Source organism: Bacillus sp. P14.5 (assembly GCF_003316765.1).
Lineage (GTDB): Bacteria > Bacillota > Bacilli > Bacillales > Bacillaceae_B > Rossellomorea.
Window position 1 is genome coordinate 356,360 of record NZ_NIJF01000060.1, and the last position, 11,913, is coordinate 368,272.

Below are 11,913 nucleotides of genomic sequence, written 5' to 3' on the forward strand. Positions count from 1 at the left end.
ATTGTCTTTCCTTACCGCTTATCTTTATAAGCCTTCTCCTATTTACTAACACTTTTTCCATTAGAAAAAGCCATCTGCAATGGATGGCTTTTATTAGATGACCTATGCTTTGTGTGTGCCATGGAAAACGGTATTCAAATAGTTCCCGTAATCCTCTCCAAGGGGAAGCCCTTCTTCCATCAAGTCTGTCCAAATTCTCTTATCAAGGTCGAACAGTCCTTTGATGTGCAGAACTTCGAGGTCTTGAAGCGGGAGATCTGCGTGATGGTATTCCTCCCCATTTTTAACAACGATTTCATAATCCGACCATTTCATCACGAACACTTCATAGTTTACATCCCACTCATGCAGCTGGTTCTCCATTATGCCAGCGACGTATTTCAAGAAATCTTCACTGCTCATCACCTGCTGCATGTAGCTTCTGACTATCCCGTTAATTTGCATAAGCTGTCCTCCTGATTATTGAGCTTTACGAGTAAATTTCTTATTATCTGTTTCCCCTATATCAGTAATGTAAAACAAATTACAGCCTATTTACATAGTGGGTTTTTAACCTTAGTTTTAAACTGGGCCATATTTAAAATAAAGCCTCAAGAATCTATTCCAGTTATTCACTAGTTATTACCAGAAATTGTATTGATAAGTTAATTTAACTATCAAAGACCGATTTGCCTATCAACTAATTTTATTTTTATAAATAGAAAAGAGGCTGGGACAAAAGTAGAAAACTAATTGATGCAAGTAGAAATCATCGAAAATAAAACCGCATGAGATCAAGGTTATAACCTTGATCTCATGCGGTCCATTTTTGTTATTAGGCTCTTACCTTAAAGATGTTATTTTTTAGATTGGTTATCCGCCAGTTCCTGATCGTAGGCGGATTGGAGCGGAAGGTGTGCGACCTCCTGCGGGACTAGCGGGACAGGTGAGACCCCGCAGGCAAAGCCGAGGAGGCTCAGCGCCCGCCCCGCGGAGTCGTGCACCTGGAGCGGAAATCCTTTCTTTATACTCAGACACATTCTTTTGAAAAGAGCTTTTTATAAGGTTTTGTCCCAGCCTCTTTTGGGTTTTCAGCCTCTTGAAGCTACTGGAAATAAGTGTACTCTCCTACTTTTTCTACCCTTCAAAAAAGTATTGATCTTTACGGTATGCCACTGCATCCATTACTGCAAGCTGATTGTCTTCATGAAAAACCTCGATCCGGTAAAAGCCTGTTCGAAAGTTTCGTTTTGTTTCGATTGCCCTTGCACTGATTCTATCTCCCGGCATCGCTGCCGCTATGAATTGAATGTTTGTTGAGAGTCCCACTGATGTCTTTCCATAGGCATTGCAGGCGACAGAAAACACATGATCGGCCAATGCATACAAGACAGCCCCATGTACGGAGCCATGAGCATTGACCATATGCGGCTGTACTTCCAGCTCGGCTTCCGCGATCCCGGGACCAAACTTGGTTAATTCAATCCCTAATGATTGAGCATACGGATCATTTTTCACTTTTTCATATATCTGTTCATAATATTCTTCATGCGTTTTCAGTTCATCAATTTTTGTCAAATTATTTACTCCTTTCTTCCCCCTCTTCTCCTTAAGCATTCTTCAGTCATTTTGATAATCCTGCCTTCAAGTTCAAGAACAAATCAAAGACTACTGCCTAAAATATAGACTTTAGAATGGTAAGCGGGACCTTAGTATAGTATTCTTGTAAGGAAATTGACTTGAATAGGAGGACCCAGCATGTCATCGGAGGATCCAAAGTTAAACAATGAGGCACTGCATCTTAACGGAACCATTACGAAAAAAGATTTTGTTAATCATAATAGCTATCACTTCAAAAACTATAACCGCAGATTCATGGGCATCATGTTTTTAGTCTTTACAGCCATATTCTCTTTTTACACTTGGACAATCGACGAAAGTATAGGTTTCCGGATATTTATGTTGATTATCTTCATGTTTATAGCGATTGTTTTGTCCTTACTTCTATTGGTATGGGCGAAGTGGATAATCAGGTTAAGGGCGGCAAGAGAGTACAAGAGTGACCAGCTCATACAGAATGAAATGCAATTGACCATCACTTCAGAGGAAATTCAGCAAAAAGTAAGAAGGTCTGTCAATCACCTGCAATGGAGCGATATCCTCTCTGCCCATGAACATCAGGATATGTTCCGACTGTACATATCAAAAATAAAGCCATATTGATTCCAAAGACGTTTTTCAATTCGCCAAACGAGATGGAAAGATTAAAAGTGCTGATCAGGGAAAAAGTGAGCAAAGATAAAATACATTTCTATAATGTTTGATCGAATGGAGCTTTATGTCACCGGCATTAATTCAATAACGATAGACACAAAACAGTCCGGAAGATCAAACCATCAATCACGATCAATAGGTGCAGAAATAGAAGTGTAAGTATCACGATATTTTATAATTTTAAACCAGATTAATTTAGATCTGGTTTATTTAGAGTATATTGTCTTCTTATTTCATTAAACTCCCTGATACTCGAATACTCAGTATTGTTTGATGAGTGAGCTTAACTTAACATATTATTACAAAAACGAGCTGAAGACCAATGTACGGCCTTCAGCTCGTTTTTATTATGCGTAAGATCTGGGACAGTAACTCTACTTTTTCGATAACTTGCCGCATTCCTTCAACAAGCCCTCATACACCACTCGTTCACGAGGGTTGAAATCAATATCTTTATAAACGATTTCACCGTTCTTATCAATCAAGAAACATGAGCGGACCGCCACTTCATCCTTTTCATGAAAGACACCATATTTCTTGACGGTTTCTTTATGCCAGTCCGATAATAACGGGTACGGCAGGGTCCCAAGGCTTGCTTCGAACACATTATGGGAAAAAATGTGGTCGACGCCTATTGCGAGAATCTCTGTATCTGTATTCTTAATTTCCTCGTAATCCTCTTTCCAAGAAGATAGTTCCGTAATTCAGCCAGGAGTAAAATTAAGCGGATAAAAGGCAAGAAGAACATTTTTCTTTCCCTCATAGTCCGATAAGGATATCTTCTCTTTTCTGGTAGAAGAAAGTTTAAAATCGGGAGCTTTATCACCAACTTTAAGTTCCATTTGGTTACCCTCCAATCTTTGCATGCTTAAAAACAACTTCCTACCATCATTCTTCCCTGACTTAGGAATATAAAACTATTTAATGTTCCTGAATATCGATTATCTGACTTTTAAATTCATCAAGGCTTCACGCAGATTCCTTTTACGGAAAACTCCTCTGCCTCGTTTATCATTTAAGAGTATCAAAAGGAAGTGTCCCTCTTCTCTTTCAATATTTTAATGAGTCTGCTTTCAAAAGGTGCCATTAACTGATTTTTGAAGAAGCCTCTTTCTTTGGGTGTTGCAATCGTTTATTGATCACGATCAACCCATAGAAACACAAACCTGTCATCCCCCAGCTGATTATATTTTCTGCGAGAAGACCTTTATCAAAGGCATTCACGCCATATTCCTTTATCAACCATACTTTCAATCCGGCAAGTATAAAGCTCCTCAGCCCAAATCCGATGGTAATTAACCGGAAAATATTAATGACATCTTTTTGATAAAATCTTGTCTTCATGGATGTTCGGTCGTAGCCTTGTAACTCAGCAAAGTCCAAGGAAAAATATAGAACAATCGGTTTATTCAACAGTAATGTTATGAAGAAAAACCCTCCTAAACCCACGTGAAAATAGACATTGTTCCACAAAAGATTGATGCCCGATCCTGACAACAAATCCACTGTTGTACTTACAATTAAAGTTGAAATAATGAAAATACCGAACACGTTAATTCTTTTAAACTTGATAAATCGGTAAAGGGTGTAAAGGATCCCAGGAACCGCTGATAACAGCATGGCATAATAATCGCCAAGAGGCTCCTTGGTATAATTCCAGACCATCACAGGAAATACAAAATAAAAGAGAATATCCAGGACAGCTGCATTCCTCATCCTTTCCTCTCCTTTAAAACTGTTTTTATACTGTTCAGGTATTCGATATCCAACTTAATATGCTGTATTCCATTTTGCAGTGTTAACTTATAAAGAGATGCTTTTAAGTCTGGACTATCAGCAAACATGCTGGAATTCTTCCCCTGCTCCCAATCCATTATTTTTTCCTCTAAAGATTGAATATGCTCATTGATTAGGTCGATACAGGCTGTTGGTGGAAGATCCTCTAGAAAAGACAGGCCTGCATACAAATTAGATGGAAAATTAAGTGTAGGCTTCCCGATGGCTTCCTTCAGTAGGTCAGCAAATTCTTTCCTGCCATTCTCTGTTATTTTGTATACTACCCTCACTCTATTCCCGGCTGTTTCAGTGCCCAGCTTCTCAATCAATTCTTCTTTTGCCATCTGACGAAATGCATGATAGATGGAATTGGTCTGTATATTCGTCCATAAATCAATATGGCTTGAATGAAGAATCTGCTGTATTTCATACCCGTGCCTCGGTTTCTCATTCATCAAGCCCAATATGATCAAACGATACAATTCAATCACTCCTCAATAGTTAAATTTAAGTATATAATATTAAATATCACTTAGAATTTCAAGTTTCAACAAAAAAAGAGCAAATTCCTTAACGGAAAATGCTCTTCCTTCTTTAACTAAGTGCGCCATCTGGCAAGTACATTATTTCTTAAGTATTTTATACTTGTACCCAGTATCATCACGATTCTTCTTTTCATCAGCTAAGGCCTGCAAATACCTCAATTGGTACAAAATATCCTATTTATATAAACCTATTCAAATATTCATCAAATATTTTATTCATAACTTTAGGTGTGTTTTCTATATAAATATTAATCTGCTCAAGGTTTGACTCAAATTTCTGAGAGTTACTTTCTTCTGATGGAAAGTCAGATATCCCTTTTACAATAATGCACTCAACATCATTTTTCTTACAAATATACGCAATCGCACCCGCTTCTGTATCGGCTATAAATATTTTGTTTTCTTTAAGTTCTAAGTAGTCCTTCCACATAACGACTGCTTTATCTGCGGTACCAATTATTCCGGTATTAAAATCATTTCCATATTTCGAGAGATCAATATCGACTGCGAAGGATTGCTTAATAAAAGGCTCAATTTCTTTTACTGTGCAGTCATATTGAACGGCTTTATCGGGTACAAAAATATCCAGATTACTGAACCTATCATCTATTCCTGCACAGGTTCCCGCAACGATTACTTTAGTTAAATTAAATTCTGAAATCATATACTGATTAGCGCCAACACCATTTACTTTTCGTACACCGGTACTATAAAAAACAAGTTTGGTACCATTAATTGTTCTCATAAAATACTCGCCATAAGGATAACCGAACCGTTCATTATCTTCTATGCAGAAATATTTCAATGTCGCTTCAAATTCCCATTTCGTTGCTATACTTATTCCTATCATGGACTTATCACCTGCAAATAAAATTTGCCACTATTGAATGCCTATATACCATTTTATCATTACCTATAGCAGCTGAGTAAAATAAGCTTCCTTTATATGAAAACACTACTATAGTGAAAGATTCATCGTGGGCGGGAGGGGCAAACCTGTATCAGAAGTTTGGGGGAGACCGCTTTAAAAATCACCTTCATACTACGACCTCATTTAATGAGCTTCCTAATTCTTTATCTCTTTTTTCAGCCGTTTTTTTACACTGACCTGCCTTCACATACCGGAGCTTGCCATAAATAAAGCCTGGAGAGAATCACCTCCCCAGGCCTGGACTACCTACCAAATCATCTCTGCCAATTCAGGATGATCAATGAATGGATTTCTATTTCCTTGATACTGTTCAAAAATGATGTCATTTCTATTAATTTCAAATGCATCAACCGGATCTTGTTTATGCCAGTCTAATAGTACCTCGATCTTTCCATGCAAAGGAGAGCTGCCGTTGTTGACGTAGTTATTCAGTTCAAGGTCTAATTCTCCGCTGTCTCCTTCATAGCGCACGGCCATGTAGAAGAGCATTCGTGCTACATCACCTTTTACCTCATCGCGTGGCTCCCATGAATCTCCGTCATAATAGTTTCCCGGTGCTTCACTGTGCTGGCTGCCGCCATTGTCAAAATCCAAATTCCCTCTTGATGAATTCACAGTCACATCTGTTGGACGCAGATGGTGCAGGTCTGTTCCCGGTCCTTGTGCAGTACCAAAGTCACCATGGGATTTAGCCCATACATGTTCACGGTTCCAGTCATTGACTCCCCCGCCATTTGTGTACTTAGATTGTGAACGTCCTGAATACAGAAGAACAACATTATTTGAATTAGCAGGATCTTCATCAGTATAGCGAAGAGCTTCCCAAACCCCGCTGTAGGAAAGCGTGGTATGGTCGTCGATTATGTTATGTAATGCCGTCTTTAATGCAGCACCTGTTTTCCCCTCGGCAGATTCATAGTATTCTTCGTACACAGGCGGTTCAGAAGGTTCAGTCGAATCATCCTGCATCACTTGAAACGCTGAAGAGGATTTCACACCAAAATGAGAAAAGTACCCATCCAGAGAGCCTGTGACTTTCAACTTTTCACCCATCAGCCCTGGGTTACTTTGCAGCCCGTAAGCTGAACGAAAGGATGATGGAATCTGTACATAAATCATGTTTGATGTGTCCGTTTCTGTTGGAGAATCAGCCAGCGCAAGAGCATAGTTGTTTGGAAAGCCGCTGGTTACCACAGAGGAGTGTGAGGTCGGCTGCCCTACTACATATCCATCAACCGAATACGTCGAGCCATTTTGCATTGAGTTAGCCTGACTTACTGTAAAAGGGGAGTCCCATGTGCCGTTTCCTGCTGCACTGAAGTGCTCCAGGTGCATAGAGCTGAAGCTGATTAAAAATATTACTGCCACAGCTACAGCACTTGTTAACTTTCCAGAAAATGATTTCATTCTAATTCCTCCTTTATTGTTGTAGTACGTATCAAGCCTACAATAATAAAAAAGAGAGTAGTGTTATAATATTGTAAATCTTCTAAAATGAACCAATAGGTAGATGACCACTTTTTAAATAAGTAGTATTTTGGTCCCCTTCAGTGGCTATTACTGGAATTTTTACAGGCGTTTCAGCTGATTCATCCTGTTAAGGAATTAAAGAAACCCGCCAATCGTACACATACATTTGGGCAGCTTCTATCTAAGTTCCTCTTTCACCTCAAGAATGTATGGATCCAATATTTTTCGCAAAGGTTTGATAAAGCTCTTTCCTGCCCACCAGCCTATGTCAAAAACTCCGTCTCCATTTCCGGTAGAGATGCATTTGACTGTGGTATCCCCTTCAAAATCGCTGACGGTAACGGTCAAAGTAGCCGTACTGTTATTTCTAAAAAAATATTTTTCAAAAACTATAATCGCAATCGTGTTGGGTTCTTCATCTTTCCCATTGGCTACCTTATAATCTTGAAAAGCCAGTTCTTGTTTGTAGTCAGGGTCACTTAAGATAAGTGAAACGGTGTCAAAGGGTTTCAGATTCACTGTGAATTCTAAATAACTGCGCATAGTCATTCGTCCTTTGGTTAAAAATTTATTTTCTTTAATTTAGGCGGTGGAATTTTTTGATTCTTACTAAGATTACTGATCAAACCCCTGCCTGGTTTCATTTTAAATTAGGTTAATACAATTTACATATTCTTACTTTTTGGGATAATAGAATTAAACACAAGGGGAAGGGAGATGAAAAAAGTGTCAAAAAAGCTTACGTGGGGAATTGCTTTCTTAATAAGCCTCGGTGTCCTACTTGCTCTATACGGTATACAGGATTTTGAATTGCTTAGTTACGAATGGAACGAAAAAGATCAACTCGTGATCAATGAGGGATTTGGAAACACCATGACGGTGACGAATCAAGATGTGACCATTGATCATGACAGTCTCAAAGTGTTGGAACAGCTTATGTGGGAGTTCAACAAGTTGATCTATGTCGGCATACTGTTTGCTGCCCTCTTCAATGCAACCTATTGGCTTCTGTTCAATGAAAAATGGAGAGATAATGAAGGGAAGAGAAAAAAATTTCTTTACTGGACGCTTTTCTTGAATGGAGTAACGATTGCAGCTGCAATTATCATATTTGTGCAGTACTACTATCTTTTGAACGATGCATATCATAATGTATTATTTTAATGGCTCTTTTTGTAAGCTTCATATTTCACAAGAAATCCTGCATCTTTTTCCGGAGTTCCATCTCCCAAAAGACATACCACATCCCTTCACACCTTAATGCAAGGATGGACTGCAGTCATTTTCTTATCAGTTTCAGCTATATGTTTTATTAAAAAGGAACAATGCCTGAATCCATACGTCAGGCATTTATAATTTCCCAAGAAACTGTTACCTTCAACTATGAAACCGTTGACTTCCTTCTCAAAAACGACTCGAACGGCCCTCTCATGGATTTACCGGCCAATAAGGCTGCAAGTAGAACGGAAAGAATCCAGACAAACAGCGCAATCAAATCACTTCCCAATTGGCCCAGGTGCCCGCCAAGACCTCCCGCAAATGGAGCCAGGATAAGGACAAACATAACAGACTGAAAAAGGTAGAAGCTCAAGGAGCGCTGTCCCAGAGCTGCAATGGCTCGAACGATGCTTCCTTGATTACCTCCAATTCTAACCACTGTCAGCCCTATAAGCGCAGTCCAGCCTGCTCCTCCCGCATACCCTGTTGTAATATGAAAGATTTTTGAGGCTGCTTCCGCTACTTCTCCATTACCACTCCAAAACAGAGCGGATCTCAGGGCAATTGGAAGGGCTCCGGCTATCGATAGAGGCAGACAAATCAAGGCAACTTTGGTCAGTGTCTTTTTATGATTTTCAGGATTGTCCAGGAACCCAAACCGTCCGAGCAGAATTCCAATAAGCATACCGGGAATGTATTGATAACTTAAGGAAGGGGTATAAAAAATCCACTCATACATTCGAATCAGCGAGGCCTCCAAAGGGTTTACCATAACAGCCGTCCCGGCAGCAGCCATATCCAGCGTCTCGTAGCCTCTTGGCATGAAGGGGGCAATGATACCTACCACTATCAGCAGGAATGTAGTCAACACTATCATCCTTCTAGTGGACAAATGAAGCAGCCATGGAGCAAAAACAAGCAGAATAAAACCATAGACACCAATGATATCCTCGAAAAATAGTGCCGCATGAATAAAGCCGATGATCAGCATCCAGCCCCCTCTGCGCTTCAATATTTTTTCGTTTCCCTCCAAGGTGCCCCTTTCATCTCCTGCCTGGTATATAGCTTATGAAGTCCATAACCAAAGAGAATTGCAAATAATGGGAAAGCGCGGCTGTCTATGAACAGCTGCCTCAAAAATACAGTAATCTGGTCGGTCATCGTGATTTCTCGATCTGAGGAGAACAAAAATTGATTAGCATGGGCGAGAGCAATGAACAGCAACATGAACCCGCGTGCGAGATCAGGGGTTAATTTTCTCTGAACGGCAGGCGTTGTGTTTTTCATCCTTTATCAACCTTTTCTTTCAAAAAATAGAGACCGGCTCCAGTGTGATTCGCAATGAGCATTGGCCCAGGATCACCCAAAAGAGTGACTACGGCCAAATAGACTTCTTCCCAAATTGATTTGAAACTTTTTGAAACCAAATGGTAATGCTTCTGTATGAGTTCCTCCTGCATATCTTCATCACTCCTTAGAAGTTTAATCCTGCTGGTATGTTAACTACATCTCATTTGTAAAAATTGTTGTGATTCCGGAATTTAAAGTGGAACATGGAACCTGTCCCCGTGTCTCTATTTACCCTTAATTGTATATCTGCTATCCCCTTTTTCGACAAAGGATCTGCCTAATCGTATGCTTTACCTAAAAGAAGAAACATGTTAAACTAACCTTACGACCGTTCGGAAGGATGATGATGAATGACTTCAGATCAGATAAAGAAATCTGCTTTGAAATATTTTGCTCAAAATGGGTATGAGGGTGCCTCTTTATCTCATATCGCTACTGATGTAGGGATAAAAAACAATCCATTTATACTCATTTCAAAGGAAAAGATGAACTTTTCCTGCAATTATGCAGTGATGTTTTTGATCATGAGATCATCAGCATAAAAGAATTTTTAATTAAAAACAGTGAACAACCTGTAAAGGAAGTGCTATATAGCTTCCTGATTCACTGTATCGAAAGGTATGAGAAACTGGATTCTGCCAAATTCATGATCAGGATATCTTTTTTCCCGCCAGCCCATCTCAGTTCTGAAGTGCTTGAAGAAGTTTATCACTACTTGGACGAGTTAGAAGCTCTGTTTCTTCCTATTCTAGAAACTGCGGCTGACAGAGGAGAAATCAGATCCAGCATAGATGTTTCAAAAGCAACTGCTGCGTTCTTAGGTGTTATGGACGCGGTTATTGTTGAAATGCTCTACGGCGGGCCTGTTCGTTTACAAAAAAGATTGGATGCCTCCTGGTATCTCTACTGGAATGGGCTTATGAATGAATAATTGAATGGAGTGTGGTTAGTGTGAATCGAAGTTGGTTTCTCGTTATTATTGCGGGTATCATAGAGGTTTTATGGGCGATAGGGTTGAAGCATTCGAATGATTTCTTGTCATGGAGTGCCACCATTCTGCTGATATATTTTTCTTTTGTGGTTTTGATTAAAGCTACTCAGAAATTACCGGTTGCCACTGCTTATGCCGTTTTTACGGGGATCGGAACAGCAGGGACAGTAGTGGTTGAGATCCTGATATTTGGAGAACCTTTCAGCGGGACCAAATTATTCTTTATTTTCCTCCTGCTATCAGGTGTAATAGGCTTGAAATTAGTAACGCCTCCATCCGATGAGAAAGAAGGTGCAGTTTAATGGCGTGGACTTATCTTATTTTAGCTGGAGCTTTTGAAGTCGTCGGGGTTACTGGAATTAATCTGATCGTTAAAGAGAAAAGATGGCAGTCGTATCTCGTTTTATTCCTGGGATTCCTATTTAGTTTTGGTTTTCTGAGTCTGGCAATGAGAACTCTTCCAATGGGGATGTCGTATGCCATATGGACAGGAATAGGCACTGTCGGAGGCGTGCTGGTTGGGATGTTTTTTATGGAGAGCCAAAAGATTGGAAGCGGATCTTATTCATAGGTGTCATTATAAGTGCTGTGATGGGGTTGAAATTGGCTTCTTAAGCTTTTCAAATGGGAGCGTCCTTCGAGGGCGTTCCCTTTTTCTTGATTTTTTTATACAGGTTTACTGATCCCTGGATGCGCTGGGAAGGACATGAACAATCTCATCTAAAATAAGCGGAATTTTTCCGGTTAAGCCTAGGAAGAGGTGCTGATTTATGGTAAATAACCGGAATTTTTCCGCTTAAGCGCAGAAAAAAGAACTATTTTTACCTCTTTTAAGCAAATAAGGGAAGTTTCTCCGCTTATTTGGCTGTTGATAGTAGCTCTTTTTTTAAATGGCTTTTAAATAAAAAATGGAACTCCCATATTTATGGAAGTTCTGTTTTTTAATGTCTTATTCAACTAAAGCCCCCTTTAACAGAAGACTCTTTTTCGAGGTATCTTTCAGGAAAACTTTAACGAATGCTACCATTTGTAAAACTCTCGAAGTCAAAAAACTTTTGAACTTTTAAATTTACGGACAATTATTTATTCTTTTTCTCTCATCTCTTTTAGCAACGCCAGAATTTGTTCGTTAGTTTTATTCATTTTCCTCAATTGAAGCTCGATTGAGAAAACCGTTATTATTACTGCTATTCCAATAATTATCTCCATAAGTTGGTCTCCTCCAAATTTATGATTTTGTACGCAACTTAAACTTTATCTCTTCAGTCAATTGAAAATACCACAATCGAATTTTATTTATTACCAAAAATAATAAAAATCTTAATTATAAAGACAAATGTCTCGAATCTGAGTCTTCAACTAACCTGCCCTTTAGTTGA

At 39.2% G+C, this 11,913-nt stretch carries 17 protein-coding genes and 1 pseudogene; 6 read left to right on the top strand and 12 right to left on the bottom strand.

Annotated features, from left to right (window positions below; genetic code table 11):
- Window positions 1-102: 102 nt before the first annotated feature.
- Together B9Z54_RS09260 and B9Z54_RS09265 are read right to left on the bottom strand one after the other, a co-directional pair.
- Entirely contained in the window at window positions 103-444 is a 342-nt protein-coding gene (locus B9Z54_RS09260) for a hypothetical protein (RefSeq protein ID WP_113928109.1), read from the bottom strand.
- A gap of 672 nt (window positions 445-1,116) precedes the next feature.
- A complete protein-coding gene (locus B9Z54_RS09265; protein WP_345840711.1) occupies window positions 1,117-1,557 on the bottom strand; it encodes a PaaI family thioesterase in 441 nt (146 codons plus the stop codon).
- Between the two features lie 180 nt (window positions 1,558-1,737).
- Between B9Z54_RS09265 and B9Z54_RS09270 the strand changes: the two genes are divergently transcribed.
- Window positions 1,738-2,202 (top strand): hypothetical protein, encoded by a 465-nt coding sequence (locus B9Z54_RS09270; protein ID WP_113928111.1) that lies wholly within the window; start codon window positions 1,738-1,740, stop codon window positions 2,200-2,202.
- Window positions 2,203-2,627: 425 nt separating this feature from the next.
- On the opposite strand, the gene B9Z54_RS09275 is transcribed toward B9Z54_RS09270, so the two are convergent.
- The 6 genes from B9Z54_RS09275 to B9Z54_RS09305 all read right to left on the bottom strand — a co-directional run bounded on the left by B9Z54_RS09275 (window position 2,628) and on the right by B9Z54_RS09305 (window position 7,518).
- Window positions 2,628-3,119, bottom strand: a complete 492-nt coding sequence (locus B9Z54_RS09275; RefSeq protein WP_316247189.1) for a redoxin domain-containing protein — start codon at window positions 3,117-3,119, stop codon at window positions 2,628-2,630.
- 220 nt (window positions 3,120-3,339) lie between these two features.
- Window positions 3,340-3,969 carry a VC0807 family protein gene (locus B9Z54_RS09285; protein WP_113928114.1) on the bottom strand — a complete coding sequence of 210 codons (630 nt, stop codon included), beginning with the start codon at window positions 3,967-3,969 and terminating at the stop codon, window positions 3,340-3,342.
- Entirely contained in the window at window positions 3,966-4,511 is a 546-nt protein-coding gene (locus B9Z54_RS09290; protein WP_113928115.1) for a PadR family transcriptional regulator, read from the bottom strand. Before B9Z54_RS09290 ends, B9Z54_RS09285 begins: the two co-directional genes overlap by 4 nt.
- Window positions 4,512-4,752: 241 nt before the next feature.
- Complete coding sequence (locus B9Z54_RS09295) at window positions 4,753-5,424, bottom strand: 5'-methylthioadenosine/S-adenosylhomocysteine nucleosidase family protein (protein WP_113928116.1); 672 nt, start codon at window positions 5,422-5,424, stop codon at window positions 4,753-4,755.
- A gap of 327 nt (window positions 5,425-5,751) precedes the next feature.
- Window positions 5,752-6,840 carry an endonuclease gene (locus B9Z54_RS09300; RefSeq protein WP_240189868.1) on the bottom strand — a complete coding sequence of 363 codons (1,089 nt, stop codon included), beginning with the start codon at window positions 6,838-6,840 and terminating at the stop codon, window positions 5,752-5,754.
- A 312-nt stretch (window positions 6,841-7,152) separates the two neighbouring features.
- On the bottom strand, window positions 7,153-7,518 hold the full coding sequence (locus B9Z54_RS09305) for a DUF6054 family protein (RefSeq protein ID WP_113928118.1): 366 nt from the start codon (window positions 7,516-7,518) through the stop codon (window positions 7,153-7,155).
- Window positions 7,519-7,692: 174 nt separating this feature from the next.
- On the opposite strand from B9Z54_RS09305, the gene B9Z54_RS09310 reads away from it, so the two are divergent.
- Window positions 7,693-8,139, top strand: a complete 447-nt coding sequence (locus B9Z54_RS09310; protein WP_113928119.1) for a hypothetical protein — start codon at window positions 7,693-7,695, stop codon at window positions 8,137-8,139.
- A 217-nt stretch (window positions 8,140-8,356) separates the two neighbouring features.
- On the opposite strand, the gene B9Z54_RS09315 is transcribed toward B9Z54_RS09310, so the two are convergent.
- From B9Z54_RS09315 to B9Z54_RS24785, 3 genes are read right to left on the bottom strand one after another with little or no spacing between them, the layout of a single operon-like run.
- Window positions 8,357-9,205, bottom strand: coding sequence for a DUF418 domain-containing protein (locus B9Z54_RS09315; RefSeq protein WP_162785155.1), 849 nt, complete (start codon window positions 9,203-9,205; stop codon window positions 8,357-8,359).
- Window positions 9,202-9,480 (bottom strand): DUF418 domain-containing protein, encoded by a 279-nt coding sequence (locus B9Z54_RS09320; protein WP_113928121.1) that lies wholly within the window; start codon window positions 9,478-9,480, stop codon window positions 9,202-9,204. The genes B9Z54_RS09315 and B9Z54_RS09320 overlap by 4 nt, the downstream gene beginning before the upstream one ends.
- Window positions 9,477-9,653, bottom strand: a complete 177-nt coding sequence (locus B9Z54_RS24785; protein ID WP_162785156.1) for a hypothetical protein — start codon at window positions 9,651-9,653, stop codon at window positions 9,477-9,479. The genes B9Z54_RS09320 and B9Z54_RS24785 overlap by 4 nt, the downstream gene beginning before the upstream one ends.
- A 240-nt stretch (window positions 9,654-9,893) precedes the next feature.
- Between B9Z54_RS24785 and B9Z54_RS25640 the strand changes: the two genes are divergently transcribed.
- From B9Z54_RS25640 to B9Z54_RS09335, 4 genes and pseudogenes are all read left to right on the top strand, one after another.
- Complete coding sequence (locus B9Z54_RS25640) at window positions 9,894-10,085, top strand: hypothetical protein (protein WP_240189860.1); 192 nt, start codon at window positions 9,894-9,896, stop codon at window positions 10,083-10,085.
- A gap of 104 nt (window positions 10,086-10,189) precedes the next feature.
- The gene (locus tag B9Z54_RS25645; RefSeq protein ID WP_240189861.1) at window positions 10,190-10,474 is read left to right on the top strand and encodes a hypothetical protein; all 285 of its coding nucleotides are present in this window, start codon (window positions 10,190-10,192) and stop codon (window positions 10,472-10,474) included.
- 20 nt (window positions 10,475-10,494) lie between these two features.
- Window positions 10,495-10,836 carry a DMT family transporter gene (locus B9Z54_RS09330; protein WP_113928122.1) on the top strand — a complete coding sequence of 114 codons (342 nt, stop codon included), beginning with the start codon at window positions 10,495-10,497 and terminating at the stop codon, window positions 10,834-10,836.
- Window positions 10,836-11,149 (top strand): annotated as a pseudogene (locus tag B9Z54_RS09335) (DMT family transporter). Before B9Z54_RS09330 ends, B9Z54_RS09335 begins: the two are co-directional and overlap by 1 nt.
- 468 nt (window positions 11,150-11,617) lie before the next feature.
- On the opposite strand, the gene B9Z54_RS26170 reads toward B9Z54_RS09335, so the two are convergent.
- The gene (locus B9Z54_RS26170; protein WP_275887799.1) at window positions 11,618-11,743 is read right to left on the bottom strand and encodes a hypothetical protein; all 126 of its coding nucleotides are present in this window, start codon (window positions 11,741-11,743) and stop codon (window positions 11,618-11,620) included.
- Window positions 11,744-11,913: the final 170 nt, after the last annotated feature.

What these genes read in the sequence shown, in the direction of transcription:
- B9Z54_RS09260 (WP_113928109.1), bottom strand. Translation starts at nt 444, where the DNA reads ATGCAAATTAACGGGATAGTCAGAAGCTACATGCAGCAGGTGATGAGC.
- B9Z54_RS09270 (WP_113928111.1), top strand. Translation starts at nt 1,738, where the DNA reads ATGTCATCGGAGGATCCAAAGTTAAACAATGAGGCACTGCATCTTAAC.
- B9Z54_RS09285 (WP_113928114.1), bottom strand. Translation starts at nt 3,969, where the DNA reads ATGAGGAATGCAGCTGTCCTGGATATTCTCTTTTATTTTGTATTTCCT.
- B9Z54_RS09295 (WP_113928116.1), bottom strand. Translation starts at nt 5,424, where the DNA reads ATGATAGGAATAAGTATAGCAACGAAATGGGAATTTGAAGCGACATTG.
- B9Z54_RS09300 (WP_240189868.1), bottom strand. Translation starts at nt 6,840, where the DNA reads ATGCACCTGGAGCACTTCAGTGCAGCAGGAAACGGCACATGGGACTCC.
- B9Z54_RS09305 (WP_113928118.1), bottom strand. Translation starts at nt 7,518, where the DNA reads ATGCGCAGTTATTTAGAATTCACAGTGAATCTGAAACCCTTTGACACC.
- B9Z54_RS09310 (WP_113928119.1), top strand. Translation starts at nt 7,693, where the DNA reads ATGAAAAAAGTGTCAAAAAAGCTTACGTGGGGAATTGCTTTCTTAATA.
- B9Z54_RS09320 (WP_113928121.1), bottom strand. Translation starts at nt 9,480, where the DNA reads ATGAAAAACACAACGCCTGCCGTTCAGAGAAAATTAACCCCTGATCTC.
- B9Z54_RS24785 (WP_162785156.1), bottom strand. Translation starts at nt 9,653, where the DNA reads ATGCAGGAGGAACTCATACAGAAGCATTACCATTTGGTTTCAAAAAGT.
- B9Z54_RS25640 (WP_240189860.1), top strand. Translation starts at nt 9,894, where the DNA reads ATGACTTCAGATCAGATAAAGAAATCTGCTTTGAAATATTTTGCTCAA.
- B9Z54_RS25645 (WP_240189861.1), top strand. Translation starts at nt 10,190, where the DNA reads ATGATCAGGATATCTTTTTTCCCGCCAGCCCATCTCAGTTCTGAAGTG.
- B9Z54_RS26170 (WP_275887799.1), bottom strand. Translation starts at nt 11,743, where the DNA reads ATGGAGATAATTATTGGAATAGCAGTAATAATAACGGTTTTCTCAATC.